The sequence below is a fragment of the Streptomyces sp. NPDC037242 genome (assembly GCF_055604165.1).
On record NZ_JBVJUY010000009.1, the window covers coordinates 58,679 to 78,236 of the forward strand.

12 protein-coding genes are annotated in these 19,558 nt (G+C 73.1%); 9 read left to right on the forward strand and 3 right to left on the reverse strand.

The window, feature by feature from the left end; translation table 11 throughout:
- The first annotated feature begins 124 nt into the window (after positions 1-124).
- The 6 genes from ACZ7GJ_RS13245 to ACZ7GJ_RS13270 all read left to right on the forward strand — a co-directional run bounded on the left by ACZ7GJ_RS13245 (position 125) and on the right by ACZ7GJ_RS13270 (position 7,930).
- Positions 125-1,231 carry an ATP-binding protein gene (locus ACZ7GJ_RS13245; RefSeq protein ID WP_470751418.1) on the forward strand — a complete coding sequence of 369 codons (1,107 nt, stop codon included), beginning with the start codon at positions 125-127 and terminating at the stop codon, positions 1,229-1,231.
- The gene (locus ACZ7GJ_RS13250) at positions 1,228-3,522 is read left to right on the forward strand and encodes a DUF5682 family protein (RefSeq protein WP_470751419.1); all 2,295 of its coding nucleotides are present in this window, start codon (positions 1,228-1,230) and stop codon (positions 3,520-3,522) included. The genes ACZ7GJ_RS13245 and ACZ7GJ_RS13250 overlap by 4 nt, the downstream gene beginning before the upstream one ends.
- A gap of 93 nt (positions 3,523-3,615) precedes the next feature.
- A complete protein-coding gene (locus ACZ7GJ_RS13255) occupies positions 3,616-4,815 on the forward strand; it encodes a VWA domain-containing protein (RefSeq protein WP_470751420.1) in 1,200 nt (399 codons plus the stop codon).
- Positions 4,816-5,082: 267 nt separating this feature from the next.
- The gene (sucC, locus tag ACZ7GJ_RS13260; protein WP_470751422.1) at positions 5,083-6,261 is read left to right on the forward strand and encodes an ADP-forming succinate--CoA ligase subunit beta; all 1,179 of its coding nucleotides are present in this window, start codon (positions 5,083-5,085) and stop codon (positions 6,259-6,261) included.
- Between the two features lie 21 nt (positions 6,262-6,282).
- Positions 6,283-7,170, forward strand: coding sequence for a succinate--CoA ligase subunit alpha (gene sucD / locus ACZ7GJ_RS13265; protein ID WP_470751423.1), 888 nt, complete (start codon positions 6,283-6,285; stop codon positions 7,168-7,170).
- A gap of 178 nt (positions 7,171-7,348) precedes the next feature.
- Positions 7,349-7,930: a hypothetical protein gene (locus ACZ7GJ_RS13270; RefSeq protein ID WP_470751425.1), complete on the forward strand. Its 582-nt coding sequence runs from the start codon at positions 7,349-7,351 to the stop codon at positions 7,928-7,930.
- 75 nt (positions 7,931-8,005) lie between these two features.
- Here ACZ7GJ_RS13270 and ACZ7GJ_RS13275 read toward each other — a convergent pair whose 3' ends face one another.
- Positions 8,006-12,079 (reverse strand): polymorphic toxin-type HINT domain-containing protein, encoded by a 4,074-nt coding sequence (locus ACZ7GJ_RS13275; RefSeq protein ID WP_470751426.1) that lies wholly within the window; start codon positions 12,077-12,079, stop codon positions 8,006-8,008.
- 375 nt (positions 12,080-12,454) lie between these two features.
- Between ACZ7GJ_RS13275 and ACZ7GJ_RS13280 the strand changes: the two genes are divergently transcribed.
- Both ACZ7GJ_RS13280 and ACZ7GJ_RS13285 read left to right on the forward strand, forming a co-directional pair.
- The gene (locus tag ACZ7GJ_RS13280; protein ID WP_470751427.1) at positions 12,455-12,931 is read left to right on the forward strand and encodes a hypothetical protein; all 477 of its coding nucleotides are present in this window, start codon (positions 12,455-12,457) and stop codon (positions 12,929-12,931) included.
- Between the two features lie 13 nt (positions 12,932-12,944).
- Entirely contained in the window at positions 12,945-14,552 is a 1,608-nt protein-coding gene (locus ACZ7GJ_RS13285; protein WP_470751428.1) for a trypsin-like serine protease, read from the forward strand.
- 87 nt (positions 14,553-14,639) lie between these two features.
- Here the strand turns inward: ACZ7GJ_RS13285 and ACZ7GJ_RS13290 are convergent, their stop codons facing one another.
- The gene (locus ACZ7GJ_RS13290) at positions 14,640-16,889 is read right to left on the reverse strand and encodes a helix-turn-helix domain-containing protein (RefSeq protein ID WP_470751429.1); all 2,250 of its coding nucleotides are present in this window, start codon (positions 16,887-16,889) and stop codon (positions 14,640-14,642) included.
- A 119-nt stretch (positions 16,890-17,008) separates the two neighbouring features.
- Here ACZ7GJ_RS13290 and ACZ7GJ_RS13295 point away from each other — a divergent pair, with 119 nt between their 5' ends.
- Entirely contained in the window at positions 17,009-18,619 is a 1,611-nt protein-coding gene (locus ACZ7GJ_RS13295) for a cell division protein PerM (RefSeq protein WP_470751431.1), read from the forward strand.
- A 58-nt stretch (positions 18,620-18,677) separates the two neighbouring features.
- On the opposite strand, the gene ACZ7GJ_RS13300 is transcribed toward ACZ7GJ_RS13295, so the two are convergent.
- Positions 18,678-19,322 (reverse strand): hypothetical protein, encoded by a 645-nt coding sequence (locus ACZ7GJ_RS13300; protein ID WP_470751432.1) that lies wholly within the window; start codon positions 19,320-19,322, stop codon positions 18,678-18,680.
- Between the last annotated feature and the right edge of the window lie 236 nt (positions 19,323-19,558).

The window sequence follows — 19,558 nt, forward strand, 5'->3', positions numbered from 1 at the left end:
TAGGGACCCCCACTGACAATCGCTCTGACCTGCAACAACGGGATGGGTAGGGGGCGTTGTCAGTGGCGTGGTGCAACGTGGTTGGCAGCAGTCGGGAGCGGCTGCCGAGCATTGGAGGGGGACCATGACCACGCACGGGAACGGCACGGGCGCAGAGGCGCTGCGACCGCATGCCGAGGACGCCTTCGCACACGAACTGAAAGCCCTGGCGGCCGCCGACGACCGGCCCCGCCCGGCCCGCTGGAAGCTCTCCCCGTGGGCCGTCGCGACGTACCTGCTCGGCGGCACCCTCGACGACGGCACCGTCGTCACGCCCAAGTACGTCGGCCCGCGCCGCATCGTCGAGGTCGCCGTCACCACGCTCGCCACCGACCGCGCGCTGCTCCTGCTCGGCGTCCCCGGCACCGCCAAGACCTGGGTCTCCGAGCACCTCGCCGCCGCCGTCAGCGGGGACTCCACCCTCCTCGTCCAGGGCACCGCCGGCACCCCCGAGGAGGCCATCCGGTACGGCTGGAACTACGCCCGCCTCCTCGCCCACGGCCCCAGCCGCGAAGCGCTCGTACCGAGCCCGGTCATGCGCGCCATGGCCGACGGGATGACCGCCCGCGTCGAGGAGCTCACCCGCATCCCCGCCGACGTCCAGGACACCCTCATCACCGTCCTGTCCGAGAAGACGCTCCCGATACCGGAGCTCGGCCAGGAGGTGCAGGCCGTGCGCGGCTTCAACCTCATCGCCACCGCCAACGACCGCGACCGCGGGGTCAATGAGCTCTCCAGCGCGCTGCGCCGCCGGTTCAACACCGTCGTGCTCCCGCTGCCCGCCACCGCCGACGCCGAGGTCGACATCGTCGCCCGCCGCGTCGACCAGATGGGCCGCGCCCTCGACCTGCCGGCCGTGCCCGAGGGCCTGGAGGAGATCCGCCGCGTCGTCACCGTCTTCCGGGAACTGCGCGACGGAGTCACCGGCGACGGCCGTACGAAGGTCAAGTCGCCCAGCGGCACCCTGTCCACCGCCGAGGCCATCTCGGTCGTCACCGGCGGCCTGGCCCTGGCCGCCCACTTCGGGGACGGCGTGCTGCGCCCCTCCGACGTGGCCGCCGGGATCCTCGGGGCCGTCGTGCGCGACCCGGCCGCCGACAAGGTGGTCTGGCAGGAGTACCTGGAGGCCGTGGTCCGCGAGCGGGACGGCTGGAAGGACTTCTACCGGGCCTGCCGGGAGGTGACGGCATGAGCCCGCGGACGCCCCCGGCCGCGGCGGGAGAGGGGCCGCTGCTGCTGGGCGTGCGCCATCACGGGCCCGGCTCCGCCCGCGCGGTGCGGGCCGCCCTCGACGCGGCGCGGCCGCGGGCCGTGCTGATCGAGGGGCCGCCCGAGGGCGACGCCCTACTGCCGCTGGCAGCCGACCCCGGGATGCGGCCGCCCGTCGCCCTGCTCGCGCACGCCGCCGACGACCCCGGCCGGGCCGCGTTCTGGCCGCTGGCCGGGTTCTCCCCGGAGTGGGTGGCCGTGCGGTGGGCGCAGCGGCACGACGTACCGGTCCGGTTCATCGACCTCCCGGCGGCGCACTCGCTGGCCGTCGAGGCGGAGCCGGGGGATGCGGGCGAGCCCGATTCCGTCCGGGTCGACCCGCTCGCCGTACTGGCAGCGACCGCCGGGTACGACGATCCCGAGCGCTGGTGGGAGGACGTGGTCGAGCACCGGGGAGCCGGCGGCCCGGGGGACCCGCTCGGCGCGTTCGAAGCGCTCGGCGAGGCCATGGGCGCGCTGCGCGAGGCGTACGGGGACGGCGGACACCGCCGGGACCTGGTGCGCGAGGCCCACATGCGCCAGCGGATGCGGGCCGCCCGCCGGGAGTTCGGCGCCGACTACGCCGTGGTGTGCGGGGCCTGGCACGTACCGGCCCTGCGGGCCAGGACCACCGCGGCCGCGGACAAGGCGCTGCTCACCGGGCTGCCCAAGGTGAAGGTGGAGACCACCTGGGTGCCCTGGACGCACCGGCGGCTCGCCCGCGCCGGAGGGTACGGCGCGGGCATCTCCTCGCCCGGCTGGTACGCGCACCTCTTCGAAGCCCGGGACCGGCCGGTCGAGCGCTGGCTGACCAAGGTCGCCGGCCTGCTGCGGGACGAGGACAGGCAGGTCTCCTCCGCCCATGTCATCGAGGCGGTCCGACTCTCGGAGACGCTGGCCGCGATGCGGGGGCGGCCGCTGCCGGGGCTCACCGAAACCCTGGAGGCGGCGCGGGCGGTGATGTGCGACGGCTCCGACGTGCCGCTCGCGCTGATAGAGGACCGGCTCGTCGTGGGGGACGTGCTCGGCGAGGTCCCCGACGGGGCGCCCGTCGTACCGCTCCAGCGCGACCTCACCCGGCAGCAGCGCTCGCTGCGCCTCAAGGCCGAGGCGCAGGACCGCGAGCTGGAGCTGGACCTGCGCAAGGACGCGGACGCGGCCAAGTCGCTGCTGCTGCACCGGCTGCGGCTCCTCGGTATCGACTGGGGCAGGCCGACCGCCTCGCGGGGCAGCACCGGCACCTTCCGGGAGACCTGGCGGCTGCGCTGGGAGCCGGAGCTGGCGGTGCGGATCGCCGAGGCGGGCATCTGGGGGACCACCGTCCTGGCGGCGGCCACCGCGAAGGCCGAGGCCGACGCGGCGCTCGCCGGGGAGCTGGCCGAGGTCACCGCGCTGGCGGAGCGGTGCCTGCTGGCCGGGCTGTCGCAGGCCCTGCCGGCCGTGCTGCGGGCGCTCGCCGACCGGGCCGCGCTCGACACGGACGTCGCGAGGCTCGCCGAGGCGCTGCCCGCGCTGGCCCGTTCACTGCGCTACGGCGATGTCCGCGGCACGGACGCGGCGGCCCTGGGCACGGTCGCGGCCGGACTCGCGGAGCGGATATGCGTGGCCCTGCCGCCCGCCTGCGCGGCCGGGCTGGACGCCGACGCGGCGGCGGAGCTGCGGGGGCACGTGGACGGGGTGCACGGGGCGGTCGGGCTGCTCAGCGATGCCGACGGGGGCCTGCGGGAGCGCTGGTCGGCCGTACTGCGCACGCTGGCCGGGCGGGAGCGCGTACCGGGGCTGATCCGCGGCCGCGCGGGCCGGCTGCTGCTCGACGACGGGCGGCTGCCGCCCGAGGAGACGGCCCGGCTGATGGGGCTCGCACTGTCCCCGGCGTCCGCACCGGCGGACGCGGCGGGCTGGATCGAGGGCTTCACGGGCGGGGGCGCGGGCGGCGGGATGCTCCTGGTGCACGACGAGCGGCTGCTCGGGCTGATCGACGCCTGGCTGATGTCGGTGCCGGAGGGCGCGTTCATCGACGTACTGCCGCTGCTGCGGCGCACGTTCGGGGCGTACGAGCCGGGGGTCAGACGGACCCTGGGCGAGCTGGTCCGCCGCGGACCGGGCGCCCGGGCCGCCCGCTCGGCACCGGGCGCGGCCCCCGAGGGTTTCGCCCCGGACCTGGACCCGGCCCGCGCGGACGCGGTGACGGCCCTGGTGCGACACCTGCTCACCGCCGCGCCGGCGCCGGCCTGACGCGGCGGTGGGGGACCGGGAGGGCCGGAGAGGAGCCGGCGCAGACGACTCGCACGACGACGAGCACGAAGACGAGCACAGGGGGACGGACGAATGACGGAAGCGGATCTCCGGGCCGGCACCGCGGGCGGCGGCGGTGGTGGCGGCGACGACGGGGAGCGGCTGCGGCGGTGGCGGATGGTGCTGGGCGGCGGTGAGGGCGACGGGACCGGCTGTGCGCTGACCGGGCGGGACGCGGCGATGGACGGGGCCCTCGCCGCGCTGTACGGCGGTGGGCCGGGCGCCCCCGGCTCCCGCAGGACCGCGGGGGAGCGCTCCGCGGGGCTCGGCGGATCCGCGCCCGCCGTCGCCCGCTGGCTCGGGGACATCCGTACGTACTTCCCCGGCTCGGTGGTCCAGGTCATGCAGCGCGACGCCATCACCCGGCTCGGCCTGTCCGCGCTGCTGCTGGAGCCGGAGATGCTGGAGGCCGTGGAGCCGGACGTCCACCTCGTCGGCACCCTGCTCTCCCTCAACAAGGCGATGCCCGAGACCACGAAGGAGACCGCGCGGGCCGTCGTCCGCAAGGTGGTCGAGCAGTTGGAGAAGCGGCTCGCGACCCGCACCCGGGCCACCCTCACCGGCGCGCTCGACCGGTCCGCCCGCATCAGCCGCCCCCGCCACCACGACATCGACTGGAACCGCACGATCCGGGCCAACCTCAAGAACTACCTGCCCGAGTACCGCACCGTCGTCCCCGAGAGGCTGATCGGTTACGGCCGGGCGGCGCAATCGGTCAAGAAGGAGGTGATCCTCTGCATCGACCAGTCGGGTTCCATGGCCGCCTCGGTCGTCTACGCCTCCGTCTTCGGGGCGGTGCTGGCCTCGATGCGGTCGATCGCGACCCGCCTGGTCGTCTTCGACACCGCAGTCGTCGACCTCACCGACCAGCTCGACGACCCCGTCGACGTGCTCTTCGGCACACAACTGGGCGGCGGCACCGACATCAACCGCGCCCTCGCGTACTGCCAATCGAAGATCACCCGGCCCGCCGACACCGTCGTCGTCCTGATCAGTGATCTTTACGAAGGCGGCATACGCAACGAGATGCTCAAGCGGGTCGCGGCGATGAAGAGCGCCGGCGTGGAGTTCGTGACCCTGCTCGCGCTGTCCGACGAGGGCGCCCCGGCCTACGACCGGGAACACGCCGCCGCCCTGGCCGCGCTGGGCGCTCCCGCCTTCGCCTGCACCCCCGACCTGTTCCCGGAGGTGATGGCCGCGGCCCTGGAGAAGCGCCCCCTCCCGGTGGCGTGACGGGCGCCACCGCAAATCGGCAGATCGCACGAAGTTGCAGTTCAACCGTGAGGCGATCTGTGACAGGTATCACCGCTCAGGTGTGATCTGCGATTTAGGGACCAACGGCCCACGGGGATAACCTGCGGGACGGACATGCCGCGTCCACGGTCACCGTGTGCGCCTCCCTTGTGACAGCGCAGTCACGTTGCCCTCCGCGGCACGCCCACGCAGATAGCAGACAACCGCGAATCACTGCGAATCTTTGAAGACAAGGGACGGACGCGCGTGGACCTGTTCGAGTACCAGGCGAGGGACCTCTTCGCCAAGCACGGTGTACCGGTGCTGGCCGGTGAAGTGATCGACACGCCTGAGGCGGCGCGCGAGGCCACGGAGCGGCTGGGCGGCAAGTCGGTCGTCAAGGCGCAGGTGAAGGTCGGCGGCCGCGGCAAGGCCGGCGGCGTCAAGCTCGCCGCCACCCCGGACGAGGCCGTCGCCCGTGCGACGGACATCCTCGGCATGGACATCAAGGGCCACACGGTCCACAAGGTGATGATCGCCGAGACCGCTCCGGAGATCCTGGAGGAGTACTACGTCTCGTACCTCCTCGACCGCACCAACCGCACCTTCCTGGCCATGGCCTCGGTCGCGGGCGGCATGGACATCGAGCAGGTCGCCGAGGAGACCCCGGAGAAGCTCGCCAAGGTCCCGGTGAACGCCAACGAGGGCGTGACCATCGAGAAGGCCCGCGAGATCGTCGCCCTGGCGAAGTTCCCGGCCGAGGTCGCCGAGAAGGTCGCCGAGGTCCTCGTGACCCTGTGGGCGACCTTCATCGCCGAGGACGCGCTCCTCGTCGAGGTCAACCCGCTCGCGAAGGTCGCCAACGGCGACGTCATCGCGCTCGACGGCAAGGTCTCGCTCGACGAGAACGCCGAGTTCCGCCAGCCGGGCCACGAGGAGTTCGTGGACCACGCGGCCGCGAACCCGCTCGAGGCCGCCGCCAAGGCGAAGAACCTCAACTACGTCAAGCTCGACGGTGAGGTCGGCATCATCGGCAACGGCGCGGGTCTCGTCATGAGCACCCTCGACGTCGTCGCCTACGCCGGTGAGAACCACGGCGGCGTCAAGCCCGCCAACTTCCTGGACATCGGCGGTGGCGCCTCCGCCGCCGTCATGGCCAACGGTCTCGAGATCATCCTCGGCGACCCGGACGTCAAGTCCGTCTTCGTCAACGTCTTCGGTGGCATCACCGCCTGCGACGAGGTCGCCAACGGCATCGTCCAGGCGCTCCAGCTGCTGAAGGACAAGGGCGAAGAGGTCACCAAGCCCCTCGTCGTCCGTCTCGACGGCAACAACGCCGAGCTGGGTCGCAAGATCCTCTCGGACGCCAACCACCCGCTGGTCCAGCGCGTGGACACCATGGACGGCGCGGCCGACAAGGCCGCCGAGCTCGCGGCTGCGAAGTAAGGGCAGAGGTCACAGACTCACATGGCTATCTTCCTCAACAAGGACAGCAAGGTCATCGTCCAGGGCATGACCGGTGCCACGGGCATGAAGCACACCAAGCTGATGCTGGCTGACGGCACCAACATCGTCGGCGGCGTGAACCCGCGCAAGGCCGGCACGACCGTCGACTTCGACGGCACCGAGGTCCCGGTCTTCGGCTCCGTCGCCGAGGCGATGGAGAAGACGGGCGCCAACGTCTCCGTCCTCTTCGTCCCGCCGGCCTTCGCCAAGGCCGCCGTGGTCGAGGCGATCGACGCCGAGATCCCGCTGGCCGTCGTCATCACCGAGGGCATCGCGGTGCACGACTCCGCCGCCTTCTGGGCGTACGCGACCGCCAAGGGCAACAAGACGCGGATCATCGGCCCGAACTGCCCGGGTCTGATCACCCCCGGCCAGTCCAACGCCGGCATCATCCCGGGCGACATCACCAAGCCCGGCAAGATCGGTCTCGTGTCCAAGTCCGGCACGCTGACCTACCAGATGATGTACGAGCTGCGCGACATCGGCTTCACCTCCGCCGTCGGCATCGGTGGCGACCCGGTCATCGGCACCACGCACATCGACGCCCTGGAGGCCTTCGAGGCCGACCCGGAGACCGAGCTGATCGTCATGATCGGCGAGATCGGCGGCGACGCCGAGGAGCGTGCGGCGGACTTCATCGCGAAGAACGTCACCAAGCCGGTCGTCGGCTACGTCGCGGGCTTCACCGCCCCCGAGGGCAAGACCATGGGCCACGCCGGCGCCATCGTCTCCGGTTCCTCGGGCACCGCGCAGGCCAAGAAGGAGGCCCTTGAGGCCGCCGGCGTCAAGGTCGGCAAGACGCCGACCGAGACGGCCAAGCTGGCGCGCGAGATCCTCGCCGCCCAGTAGTCGCCGCGGCTTCGGCCGTGCGCAGTGACGTCGGTCCCCGAGACCTGGTTGGTCTCGGGGACCGACGTTTTCGTGTGTGCGGGTGCGCGAATACGCTGGTCGGACACCGGCGATGCCGGGCCACTGCGGACGGCAGGGTGTGGATCCCCGTCCACGGAGCAGAGAAGGAAGGCGGGAGATGGATTCGGCAGAGCGCCACGCCTCCGACGACCGAACGACCGGGATGCCGGGGTGGGACCCGGTGGCGGCGCTGCCGGACGGTGAGCCCGAGCGGAGTTTCCACGGGCAGTGGCAGAACCGCTCGGAGCTGAACGTGCCCGGGCCGTTCTACACGGCCGGCGCGGACGGCGGCTGGACCGGGCGCGGGTACGCACCCCGGCACGTGCTCTACGCCGACCGGGCGGAGGGATACGGCGAGTTCGTGTACCGGCAGCCGAAGACCCCCGACGAGGTACGCGCTCTCGCGCTGGCCGCGGCCCAGGACATGCCGGCCGCGTGGGCCTGTGACGGCGACCTGCACTGGACGCCCGCTGCCGTGCGGCAGTGGTGGCACGCCAGACGAGTGGTCGAGGAGTACATCGCGACCATGCTCGCGGAGTGGGAGGGGAGCGCGCGGGAGGACGAGCGCGAGGCGGCCGAGGGCTTGCGGGACTACGAGGCGTACCTGGCAGGCGAGCTGGCGGACGACCTGCGGGCGTACGTCTTCCGGCTGGAGCACGGCCGTTATCCGGGTGGCGGGGACGTGCTGCCGGAGCTGTGAGAGCACGGAGACGGAGAAGGGTGGCCGGATGTCCTCTGACATCCGGCCACCCTCGGTTTCCGTTGCTGCGGGGCCTTACTCGGGCCAGGCCGCGAGGACCTTCCTCAGGAGGTAGATCCGGTTCTGGGCCGTCTTGTTGGTGGGAGCACGTGCAGCCGCGCCCATGTACATGTCGTACAGGTCCTCGACGTCCCGCTTGGACGCCAGGGCCCGGAGGTCTGCGGGCTCCACTTGGTCCAGGGCGTTCTTGACGTCGGGACCGTTCTTCTTCCAGATCTTCAGGCCGACCTCGTTGACGGTCAGGCCGCTGTCCAGAAGAGCGTTCGCGTGCCAGGTGCCCAACGGCCAGCCGTCGGCACGTGCCGCATCGCGGGCAGCCTGGCCCGCCTCGACGTAGGCCTTGCGGTCCGCCAGATCCAGCTTGGCGATGTCCTTGGGCGACAGGCACGGGATGTCCGTGTTGTGGACCAGGACGGGCGTGCCACCGATGAGCACGTGGTAGGTGTGCAGGTCGTCGACGGTGAGGTTGTACGCCGGGGCCAGGCCGGTCCAGTGCCGGACCGCGGCGACCTGGACGGTGGCGCCGGCGTCGGTGCGCAGGTCGTCACCGGGCTTGACGGCGACCGCGTCGGTCCAGGTGCGGGTGGACTCCACCCAGTACGGGTGGTGGTCGGTGGAGGTGAGCTTGGCACCGCCCTTGATGGTGAGTTCGGTGAACTGGCGGTCGTCCGGGGTGTAGATGGTGTGGGTCACCGCCCGTGAGCCGCTGCGCCCGGTGACCGGGTCGGCGGCTTGGACGGCGTCACCGATCCGGATCTGCTCGATCGGCTTGGTCGAGCCGTCGCCCATCAGCACCCGGGTGCCGGCCGGGAAGCTGTTGGTCGGGCAGAGGTCCGGGATGCCGTTGGGCTTCTTCTTGAAGAACCCGGCCGCCCAGTCGTACGCCGATCCGGCGGCGTCCCAGGCCTTCTTGCCGTACTTCTTGATCAGCTTCGTGCCCGCGCCGGCCCAGCCGGCGATCGGGATCATGCTGAAGCAGCTGAGGCCGAAGTCCTCGCCGCTGGCCTTGTCGGCGAGCCACTCGCCGCCGGTCCAGAGGCAGTTGACGAAGTCGGCCGGCTCGCCGAGCACCGGCACCAGGCCGAGCATGTCGAGCTTGAAGTGCACCATCTCGGCGAACTTGTCGTAGCTGGAGTAGTCGGCGGGGTTCGTGCTGATGCCGAAGTACTTCTGGTACGTGTTGTAGGCGTTGAGGACGTCGTCCCAGGTGAGGCTGGGCTGCTCCTCCTTGCCCATGCTGTCGATGAGGGCCCAGAACTCCGCGCCATCCTGCTCGTCCTTGGCCCGCTCGGCGGCCGCGATGGCGGCCTCCTCGGCGGCCTTGGCGATGGCGGCGGCCTTGTCGGACGACTCCTGGGCGTTCTCCGCCGACTGCCGGGCCGCCGCGACGGCCTCGTAGGCGGTGTCGGCGGACTGACGGGCCGCGGTCGCGCTGGCGGCAGCGGCGCGGGCGGAGTCCTGCGCGGCGTTGGCGCTGGCCCAGGCCTGCGCGGCGGCGTTGCGCGCGGTGGCGGCGGAGGCACGGGCGTCCGCGGCGGAGGCGTCGGCCTGGTTGGCGGACTTCTTCGCGTCGTCCGCGTACCTGGCCGCGTCGGCGGAGGCCGCCTGCGCCTCGGCGGCCGCCTTGTTGGCGTCGAGGGAGGCGTTGTTGGCGTCGGCGGCCGCCTTCGCCGCGAGCGCCGCGTTCTGCACGGCGAGAGCGGCGACCTGGGAGCCGGACGAGAGCAGGTTGGCGATCGTGGCGTTGTGGGCCAGGGTCAGCTCGTCCTGCTGCTTGGCCCGGTACTGGCCGGTCTTGAGGAAGTCGGTCTTGATCGGGCCGGGGCTCTCCATGGCGATCGCGGCGGCGATCTTGACCTCTTCGCCGCGACCCGGTGCATCCTCCATGTACGCGGAGATCAGCACCTGGTCGTCGCTGGCGCGGGCGGTGTGCTGACCGCGGCTCAGGAACGTGGTCAGGGCCTCGGCGGTGTTGACCGTCAGGGCCTGCTGCGCGGCCGCCTTCACCCGGGGACCACCGGTCTCCAGGATCTGCGAGATCCGCACCCGGTACTCACTGAGCGCCACCTGGTGGCGGCCCGTCTGCAGGAACGCGTGCACCTGCGTCGCGTCACCGGCCAGGGCGGTGGTCGCGGCGGTGCGCACCGCCTCGATCTTGCTGTCGTCCGCGAGGTGGCCGGCCTGGACGCGTTCGTCCTGCTGGGCGGAGACGGTCCAGGAGGACTTCACGTAGTCCAGGACCGCCTGGTCGGAGCCGGTCAGCGCGTACGTGGCCGCAGCCTTGCTCCAGGAGCCGCGGGTCGTCAGCGCGGCGACGGCCATCTTGCGGCCGTTCGCCACGACCGTCGCGGTGTCCACGCCCGGCTGGGCGGCCTGCTGGGCGAGCTGGACCGCGTCCTGCTCCAGCTTGATCGCCTCGTCCTTGGCGATGTCGGCCTGGCGCTGGCTCAGGTCGAAGGCGGCGCGCAGGTCACGGGCCTGGTTGATGCCGTTGAGCTTGCGGGCCTCGCGCTCCTCCTTCTCGCTCTCGGCCGCAGCGGTGTGGATGTCGGAGGCCTTCTTCACGGCGTCCACCGCCGCCTGGGCCGCGGTCTGCGCGCTCGCGGCGTGCGCGTTGGCCCGCTGGGCCGCGGTGGTCGCGTTCCCGGCGTGCTTCGAAGAGTCGCGGGCGGCCTCGGCCGCCTTGCTCGCGTGGCTCGCGGCCGAACGCGCGTACCCGCCCGCCTCGCGGGCTGCAGCGGCCGACTGGTCGGCCAGCGCCGCCGCACGGTTCGCCGCACGCGTCGCCTCGGTGGCGTGACGACGGGCGGAAGCCGCCGCGTCCTGTGCCTCCTGCGAGTACGCACCGGCCTCGCTCGCGAAACCGTTGGCCTCCTCGGCCGCCAGCGTCGCACCGTCCAGGTTGTTGCCCGCCGACGTGGCCGCACGAGCGGCGGCGGCGGCGGCGGTCGCGGCGGCTGCTGCCCGGTCGGCGACGTCCGCGATGTAGTTGGACAGGTTCGCCGCGATCTCGGCGGCCTTCGCCGCCTCCTCGTCGATCTTGCCCGCCGCGGCGAACGACAGCGCCTTGGTCGCCGCGCGATCCGCACCGGCGGCAGCGGCAGCCGCCTGCGACGCGGCCGAAGCGGCCACCCGGGCCGCGTTGTTGGCGGAGCGTGCCGAGGCGATGGCCGCCCGCGCGGCCTCTGCCGCACGACGACCCGCGTCCGCCGCCCGCTGCGCGGCGGACGCGGCCTTCTTGGCATCGCCCTTCGCGGCGAGGGCCTCGGCCTTGGCGGTCTCCGCCGCCTGCCGCGCCAGCCGTGCCGACGTGATGGCCTGCTCGGACGCCTCGACGGCGGCCGTCTTCTCCCGCTCCGCCTGGTTGCCGGCCTCGGTGGCCTGCTTCACCAGCTGTGAGATGTCGGCGTACTCCCGGTCCCGGGCGGCGGCGATGTGCTGTCCGACCGCCAGGAACTCGCGGATGTCCCCGATCGAGCCGTTCATCGCCAGCAGACCGGCCTGCTTGGTGGCCGGACCGCCCGCCTCGACCACCTGGGAGGCGCGAACCCGCTCATCGCTCTCCCGAGCGGTGTGCTGGCCGTTGCTCAGGTACGTCTCGATCTCCTTGATGGAGCCGTTCAGCGCCTTGAGGGCCGCAGCCTTGGTGCGCGGCCCGCCGGTCTCCGCCAACTGGGAGACGGCCACCCGCTGGTCCTGCTCCAGGGCGGGCTTCCACCCGGACAGCAGGAAGGTGCTGACCGCCTCGTCGCTGCCGGCGAGTGCCGTCTCCGCGGCCTTGCGCAGACGCGGACCACCCGTGGTCACGATCTGCAGCGTCGCCTGGCGGTTGTCCTTCGCCTCGGCCTTCGCCAACTCGCCGTCGGAGGGCGTCGTACCGGCTCCCAGGAAGGAGGCGACCTTCGCATCGCCCCCCACCAGCGCGGCTTCGGCCGCTGCCTTCACATTCAGGCCGCCGTCCTGCCAGATCTGCAGGACCCGGCCACGGTCGGTCAGGGTGGGCGCGGTGGTGTCCGCCGCCACAGGGGACGCGGATATCAGAGAGCCGAGCAGCGCGATCGGCAGTATTCCACGGCACAGCCAGCGCACTCCACCCCCCTTTTTCCCGCGTCGGAAACTTCGTCTTTCTGAAGCCACGAGAATTCCTTGCTGCGACAATCCGAAAAAGAATGAAGTAGCGTGGAGTCGATGAATCGAAGGAGATAATTCGGTGATGTGCCGCCGAATGGCCGAGGACTAGGACTACCTGGCTGACCAGGTATCACGCCTGCTCCCACCGCAGTTCAGTCGACTCGACGCAGCGGTGAGCATACATTACGATCAGCGTCGATCTGGGGGAGTTGATGGTGGCGGATGGTGGTGGATGTCCCCTTTGCCCCAGTGTTCCTGGATCTCGTATCCAAAGGGATGAACTGAAGGGGAATTCTTGTGAAGTCTCGTATTTCGCGGCGGGGTCTCGCCGCTGTGGCCGGCGTTCTCGGTCTGGCCGCAGTGGGCGTCTCGGTGACCACGTCGGCCGCCACGGGTGAGCCGGTCACGGTGGAGCAGGCGCCGTTCGCCGTGGAGGACGGCGCGTACCCGAACGCCGCTCAGATCCTGGCCCAGCGCGGCATCACCCTGACCAAGGGCGATGGCGGCATCATGCTGGCCGACTGTGCGCAGGCGGGCAGTTTCCAGGTGAAGGTGCTGGCGGTGACGACGCCGGACGACGATCAGGACCAGGTCTGCTTCGCAGCTCCCGGCACCACCGGTTTCCTGGCGTTCACGATCCCGGACGCGTACCGGATCTACACCTACGGCCGGTCCGTGAAGGCCAGTCTGTCGACCAACGAGCAGCCCACCGAGACGGTTGACGTGGCGAAGGACAGCACCAAGGGCATCGGCGAGTCCATCGACCCGAACGGCAAGGCCGTTCTCCTCGAGCTCCGCATCACCGGCTGAGGAACTGAACCACATGCTCAAGAAGATTCTCCGCAGCGCACTGATCGCCACTCCGGCGTTCGTGCTGCTGCCCCTCGCCGCGCCGGCCTCGGCCGTCGACGCGGTCGTGGTGAAGCCCGCCAACTTCGCCGCCAAGCTCGCCATCGGCAACCAGGGCCGCACGTGCAGTGCCGTACTGGTCGACAAGTCCTGGGTGTTGACCGCCGCCGAATGCGTGGAATCGCAGCCCGACGGTGCGCCGACCCAGCCGAGCACGATCACTTTCGGCGATGGCGGCGCCGCGCCGATCCCGGTCACCGAGGTCGTCGTGCACCCGGACCGCGGCGTGGCGCTGGCGCGCCTGGGCGCCGAGGTCACCAACCGGAACATCCCCCGGCTCTCCGCGACCGGTGTCGCCGCAGGCGGCTTCGTCAACCAGACCGGTTTCGGCCGCACCGCCACCGAGTGGGCTCCGAAGGAGCACAACGCGGCGTTCACCGTCGGCCAGGTGGACGCGAACGGCTTCGAGATCACGGCGAAGGACACCGGCACGGTCTGCAAGGGCGACGCGGGTGGTCCGGCCTACCGGTCGTACCAGGTCGACAACGTGGTCAACTGGGAGATCGTGGGGCTCAACACCCGCGCCTGGCAGGGCGGTTGCCTCGGTGCCCCGGAGTCCGAGACCCGTAAGGGCGCCTACGACGCCCGGGTGGACGGCCTTGCCCCGTGGGTGAAGTCGGTCACCACGCAGTGGAAGACCGAGACCCTGGTCCAGGGTGACGCCAAGCTCTACCAGGGCATACGCCTGAGCGACGGCAGCTGGACCTCGTTCGCGGACGTCGAGTCGCTGGCCGGGTCGATCGGCGGCGTCCGGACGGCCGCAGCCGCGGGCGTCAACACCCAGACCAACGTGCTCGCGGTCGGCACCGACGGCAAGGTCCAGTTCGCCGAGCGCATGACCGGCGGCCGCTGGACCAAGTTCACCGAGCTGCCGGCGGCGGTCAACGCGCCCACCACCATCAGCCGGCTGTCGATGGTCTCGATCGGTGCGGAGCTGCACGTCGCGGCGATCGCCAACGGCAAGGTGTACCACGCCCAGCGCAAGACGGACGGCACCTGGACGGCCTTCGGTGACGTCTTCGGGGTCATCGGCGGCCTGCCCAGCCCGACCGCGGTGGCGGCGGCCAGTGTTGGTGGTCAGCTGCAGGTCGTGGCAGCGGCCGGCGGCAAGGCCTACCACACCACCCGGGCCACCACCGGTCACTGGAGCAGCTGGGGCGACGTCGCCCAGGCAGCCGGCCACGCCGGCACGGTGACGGGGGTCGCCATCGCCGGCGCCGGCAACGACGCGCACCTGGTCCTGCTGAGCGACGGTGGCACCCGCCAGTTCCACACCATCCGTTTCGCGAACGGGACCTGGCAGCCGGTCGGCAACCTGTCGGGCGTGCTCGGCTCCGTCACGGCCACCTCGGTCGGCGGCGCGGTGGTGAACGGTGAGTTCCAGCTCGCGCTGTCGCTGAGCGACAACCGGGTGATCCACACCCTGCGCAAGGCCGATGGCAACTGGGCCCCGGTCCAGTCGGTCGACCTGACCGGCGTCCCCGGCACCCACGGCGGAGTGGCCGTCACCGGCACGCTGTAATCGGTCCCTTGCACGACGTCGGCTCCCGAGACCCGTTGGTGGTCCCGGGGGCCGACGTTTTGTCGTTCGGGGACGGCCTGTTGCGGCCTATTGCGGCACCGGGTGGATCCTGGCGGCACCCGCGGACGGGTCGCTGCGCAGCTTGTCGTGCAGCTGCCGGCCCTTGTCGGTGAGCCGCTGGGGGCCACTGAGCGGGGGTACGCCCGAGACGCTCGCGCCGGGGGAGTCCGGCGGCACGAACTGGGTCGGCGCGGTCACGGCCGTGTAGGCGGTCGCGACCGCGATGACCGCGGTCAGGCCGAGGGCCGCGCGGGTCCACCCCCGGGCACGGCGCTCGCACGTGGTGCGCACGTGGGCCGCCGGGCGCGGCTGGAGCGGCGCGGCCGGGCGCAGTGACCCCAGCCGTTCGTGCAGCAGCGCGGACTGCTTCTCGGGTGCGACGGCGGCCAGTTCGGGGATCCGGTCGGCGAGCTCGGCGTGGGCGTGCACCAGGCGGCTGCCCGCCGCGGGGGTGGTGGCCTCGGTCTCGGCGGCGGTGTCGGGCAGGTCGAGCCCGACGCCGTCGTAGAGCAGGACCGTACGGCGGTGGGCGGGCGGCAGCGCGAGCATGGCGTCCAGCAGGATCCGGTCGGCCAGGTCTGCCGGGGGCTTGTCGGGGTCCCGGTGCGCGCGGCGCACGACGTGCCAGGGGGAGAGGGCGTGCTCGTACGCCGCCGCGCGCACCCAGCCCACGGGGTCGGGGTCGGTGGCGACCTCGGGCCAGCGCTGCCAGGCCTGGTGGAACGCCCGCTCGACGGACTCCAGGGCGAGGGCGTGGCGGCCGGTGAGGAGGTAGACCTGGCGGGCGAGTGCGCCGGCGGCATGGGCGTGGAGCCGATCAAAGGCGGCCGCCTCCGGCGCGGGATCCGGCCCCGGGAGCCCGGCGTCCGCCCCGGCGGGGTCCGACTCCGGGGCCACGGCGCCCGCCGCCGCGGCCTCGGGCCCGCCACCGCCACCGCCGGCGCTCGCGCCCGGGCCTGCGTCGTGGGCTCCGCCGTCACTGCTGGCGCCCGGGCCCGCGTTGGGGGCTCCGCCGTCACCGCCGGCGCTTGCGCCCAGTCCTGCGTCGTGGCCGCCGCCGTCACCGGTGGTGCTGCCGCCCGGGCCCGCCCAAGGGGTCCCGCCGTCACCACCGGCGCTGCCGCCCGGGCCCGCCCAGGGGGTCCCGCCGTCACCGCTGGTGCTCCAGCCGGGGCGGAGGGCGGCCGGGCCGCTGCCGGTCCTGACGGTGGTCTTGACCTCGTGCCGGGGCAGCCCGGTGGGGGGTTTCGCGGCGCGCTTGACCGCCGGCTTCGGTCGGGTCCGCCCGCCTCCGCCGAAGGCCCGCACCCCCCGCACCACGGCCCCCGCCGACTCCTCGGCGCCGGGGGCCGCCTGGTGGCCCGTCAGGGCCGGGTGCGCCCCGCCGGAGGCGTCGGCCGTCGCCTTTACCGCGTCATCGGTGGCGGTACGGACGGCCGCCGCCGGCGCGTCGGCGCCCGACTCCTCGGGGGTGCGGGCCACCTGGCCGGCCGTCAGGGCCGGGTGCGGCCCGCCGGAGGCGTCGGCCGCGGCCTGTGCCCAGGCGGCGGTACGGACGGCGGGCGCGTCGACGCCCGACTCCTCGGTGGTGGGGGCCATCGGGCGGGCCATCAGGGTGGGCGCCGTCGGGTCGGCTGCCCCGGTGCCCGACTCTGCGGGGATGCAGGCCATCTGGTCGGCCGTCAGGGTCGGGTGTGCACCGCCGGAGGCGGTACGGGCGGCCTCCGTCGGGTCGGCCGCGTGGGCGCGCGACTCCTCGGTGGGGCGGGCAGTCTGGTCGGCCGTCAGGGTCGAGGGTCGGCCGCCGGGGGCACCGGCCGCGGCCGGTGTCGCATCCTCGGCGGCACTACGGGCGGCCGCCGTCGGCTCGGGCGCGTCGGCGCGCGACTCTTCGGAGGTGGGAGTCATCGGGCGGGCCGTCAGGGTCGGGGGCGGCCCCTCGGGCGCGTCGGTCTCGGCCGGTGCCGCCTCGTCGGCGGCAGCACGGGCGGCTGCCGTCGGCTCGGCTGCCCCAGTACCCGACTCCTCGGCGGGGTGGGCCGGCTGGTCGGTCGTCAGGGTCGGGGGCGGGGCGGTGGCCAGGCGGGAGAGGAGTTTTGCGTAGGCCTCGCGTTTGCGGCCGCGGGGGTCCGTGCGGCCCGTTTCCCAGGAGCGGACGGTCGTCGTGGTGACGCCGACCTGCTCCGCGACCTCCTCGTGGGTCAGGTCCGCCGCTTCGCGCAGGCGCCGGCGTTCCTTGGGGGTGGGGAGGCCCGGCTCCGTGACGTCTCGTGTCATGCCACACTCCCCGCAACCCGGACGCCCTGAGCGAAAAAGTACATAAACGTATATTGAGCGACACCACGGGCATTCGCCTGTTACCCGCCCATAGCGCGTGTCGTTGGCACCATGGCGGGGTGACCCAAGTGACCGAACGCGGGACCCCGTTGCCGACGGCCTCGCGGGCCGCCGCCTGTGTGCTGGGCGGTGCAGTGGCCGCCGGACTCGGGCTCGGCTTCCTCGCCGTGCTCGTCATCGTGCTGTGGATCAGCTCCCCCTACCCCGACAGCGGCCCCGGCGGGGCACTGCACCTGGCCGCCGGGCTGTGGCTGCTGGCCCACGGGACCGAGCTGATCAGGTACGAGACCCTGTCGGGGATGCCGGCACCCGTCGGCGTGACCCCGCTGCTGCTCGTCGTACTGCCCGCCCTGCTCATCCGCCGCGCGGCCCGGCTCGGGAGCGAGCCCGGCGAGCCCGGCGAGCCCGGCGAGGAGGAGCTGCCCACCAGCGCCGTCTTCTCCGCCGTGCTGTGCGGGTACCTCGGGGTCGGGGCCCTGGCGACCGTGTACGCGGCCGGCGGCCCCATGCCCGCCGATCCGCTCAGCGCCGCCTGGCACCTCCCGCTGGTCGCGACCCTCGCCGCCGCCGGCGGGGCGTGGGAGGCCCGGGGGCGCCCGCTCGGGCCGCTGCCCGCCTGGGCCAGGCGCCCCCGCTACGCACTCGCACTGCGCGCCGGAGCCGGCGGCACCCTCGTCCTCCTGGGCGGCGGCGCCCTGCTCGTCGGCTCCTCGCTCGCCTGGCACGGAGCGGAGGTCCAGGCGTCCTTCCTGTCGCTGACCGGCGTCTGGTCGGGCCGGTTCGCGGTACTGCTGCTCGCCCTCACCCTGATCCCGAACGCCATGGTCTGGGGCGCGTCCTACGCCCTCGGCCCCGGCTTCGCCCTCGGCACGGGAGCCGCCGCCACCCCGCTCGGCTTCGGCGGCTCGCCCGCGCTGCCCCGGTTCCCGCTGCTCGCGGCGCTGCCGCCGACGGGCTCGGGGACGCCACTGACCTGGGCCGCGGCCGGGGTGCCGGTGGTGGCCGGGCTGGCGGTGGGCTGGTTCGCGGTACGCCGGGCGCGCGAGGTCTCGTACGGGGAGACGGCGCTCACCGCGGCCCTGGGCTCGCTGGTCTGCGCGCTGGCGATGACCGGCCTCGCGGCGGCTTCGGCGGGGCCGATGGGCTCGCGGGAGCTGGCGAGCTTCGGGCCGGTGTGGTGGCAGACGGGCGCCGCCGCCCTGGTGTGGACCCTGGCGTTCGCGGTTCCGGTGGCGGTCGCCGTGCACGCCTGGCGGAACCGGCCGGCCAGGGGCATGGACGCCGAAGGGGCGGACGACTGGCACGACAGCGGCGTACGGGAGATCCGCTGGGCGGCGCTGCGCCGCGCGGCGGGCACCCTGATCCCGGAGTTCTCGTCGGCGGAGCCCGGTGTGAAGCCCGCTCCGGCGCCGGATCCCCAGCCTGTGGACACTCCGGCCGCTCCGGCCCCGGCACCCCTGCCACCGCCCAAGCCGCCCCGGACGGTGACCGTCGTGCCCGGCCTGAAGCTGGACCTGACCCCGATCCCGATTCCGGCGAAGCCGCCCGTAGCCGAGCCACCACCCGTACCCGAGCCCGTACCCGAGCCCGTACCCGGGCCCGTCCCGACGGTGACCGGCGCCCGCGTCCTGCCGCGCCGCAGACCGGAGCCCGGCCCCGAGTCCTCCTAGGGGGCGTCTGACGGGTGTCCGCGGCGTCGCGACGCCACGGACACCCGCCAGACACCCCCTAGCGCTGCACCTTCAGCATCTTGCCGATGACGTTGTCCGGAAGCAGGTCGTTGCACTGCAGCTCCGCCGTCTTCGTCAAGGCGTCGTCGCGGCAGACGTAGAAGTCCTTGTACACGAGCTGCAGCGCGTACGAGCTCAGCGCCAGCAGCACCGCCAGCGACGCGGTGACCAGGCCGCTCACCGCCGCCGTGCGCTGCGGCCGGGCGGCGGAGCCGAGGGCCGCCAGCCCGCCCTGGGCCGGCGCCGGGGCGGGAGCCGGCGCGCCGCCCTCCACGTCGTCGACGGAAGCCCGGGCGGCGGCAGGCGCCGGCACGTCCCGGAGCGCGCTGATCCCCCAGTACAGCGCGAGCGCACCCAGCAGCAGGCCCACCGACGGGATCCCGAAGATCCCGAAGAAGAAGCCCCACATGCCCGCCAGCAGCGCGTACCTCGCCCGCCGCTGGATCGGGTCGGTCGGGTCCCAGCGCGCCGGTCCGCCCTCGCCCGGGCCCTGGCCGGGACCGGATCCCGGGTCCTCGCCCGGTCCCGGCCGGCCGCCGTCGGCGCCGCCCCGCGGCTGCCACGGCTGGTCGGGCCGGCCCTCCGGGGGAGCCGCGAAGGGGTTGTCGTCGGTCGAGGGGTCAGGCTGGCGGCGGTCCGGCATCGGGTGTGTTTCTTCCCCTGTGTCATGGACGTCGGTGGGACGTCGGCGGCCTGTTTGCGGCTTGTATGCCAGACGCTACCGCTCGGCCGTCCCCCCGTCCCTCGGGGGCCGTCCGGTGTGCCGGTATCGTTGCAGGCGGTCGGTGGCTTCGTATGGTCGCCCGTATATCGGCGACCCGAAGTTTCGTATGACCACACAAGACGAACGACGCAATTCCCCGCGAGTTCCCGCGAGAA